Genomic DNA, 1595 nt, shown 5'->3' with positions numbered 1-1595 from the left:
CCTTGCAGCCGAGGCCTTCGGCGACAGCGACATGGTCGACGCCGTAGCCGCCGAGCTCGGGCGCGTTGATGTTCTCGAAGGAGAGCTGGACGTGATAGTCCATGTCGAAGCCGCGCTGGGCCTGGCGGATCAGGCCGAGATAGGAATTGTTCACGACGACGTGGATGTAAGGCAGATTGAACTGCGCGCCGACCGCGAGCTCCTCGATCAGGAACTGGAAGTCGTAGTCGCCCGACAGCGCGACGATGTCGCGATCCGGGCATGCCGCGCGCACGCCGAGCGCCGCGGGCAGCGTCCAGCCGAGCGGCCCCGCCTGCCCCGCATTGATCCAGTTGCGCGGCTTGTAGACGCCGAGGAACTGCGCACCCGCGATCTGCGACAAGCCGATCACGGTGACATAGGTGGTGTCGCGGCCGAAGGCCTTGTTCATCTCCTCATAGACGCGCTGCGGCTTGATCGGCACATTGTCGAAATGGCTCTTGCGCAGCATCGTCTTCTTGCGATCGCGGCAGGCCGCGGGCCACGCCTGGCGCTCGCGGAGCCTGCCCGACCGGCGCCACTCCCTGGCGACGGTGACGAAAAGCTCGAGCGCGGCCTTGGCGTCCGAGACGATGCCGAGATCGGGATTGAACACTCGGCCGATCTGCGTCGGCTCGATGTCGACATGCACGAAGGTGCGGCCCTTGGTGTAGGTTTCGACTGAGCCGGTGTGGCGGTTGGCCCAGCGGTTGCCGATGCCGAGCACGAAATCGGATTCGAGCATCGTGGCGTTGCCGTAGCGATGGCTGGTCTGAAGGCCGACCATGCCGGCCATCAGCACGTGATCGTCGGGGATTGCGCCCCAGCCCATCAACGTTGGCACCACAGGCACGTTGGCTATCTCGGCGAATTCGACGAGCAGATCGGAGGCATCGGCGTTGATGACGCCGCCGCCTGCGACGATCAGCGGCCGCTCGGCCGCATTGAGCATCTCCAGCGCCTTCTCGACCTGCTTGCGCGTCGCGGTCGGCTTGTAGACCGGCAGCGGCTCATAGGTCTCGTCGTCGAACTCGATTTCGGCGAGCTGCACGTCGAGCGGCATGTCGATCAGCACCGGTCCGGGCCGCCCGGAGCGCATGACGTGAAACGCCTGGCTGAACACCCGCGGCACCAGCGCCGGCTCGCGCACGGTCACCGCCCATTTGGTCACCGGCTTTGCAATCGATTCGATGTCGACGGCCTGAAAATCCTCCTTGTAGAGCCGCGCGCGCGGCGCCTGCCCGGTGATGCAGAGGATCGGAATGGAATCGGCGATCGCCGAATAGAGCCCGGTGATCATGTCGGTACCGGCCGGTCCCGACGTGCCGATGCAGACCCCGATATTGCCGGCCTTCGCCCGCGTGTAGCCCTCGGCCATGTGCGAGGCGCCCTCGACATGCCGCGCCAGGATATGGCGGATCGAGCCGCGCTTCTTCAGCGCCGAGTAAAGCGGATTGATCGCGGCCCCGGGAACACCGAAGGCGGTCGAGATGCCTTCCTTTTCCAGGATACGCACGGCCGCATCGATAGCTCGCATCTTCGCCATATCGGACCTCGCTCGGTGGTGTCAGCGAGCG

The 1595-nt window shown here is 65.5% G+C and carries 1 protein-coding gene; it reads right to left on the bottom strand.

The genetic code is table 11. From position 1 onward, the window contains the following. A partial coding sequence (gcl, locus tag AC1D00_RS40360) for a glyoxylate carboligase (RefSeq protein ID WP_477014542.1) occupies positions 1 to 1564 on the bottom strand: 1564 nt, incomplete at its 3' end. Positions 1565 to 1595 lie beyond the last annotated feature (31 nt).

This window comes from Bradyrhizobium sp. P2_E8, from assembly GCF_056403875.1.
This window is presented reverse-complemented; position numbering and strand designations above follow the sequence as displayed.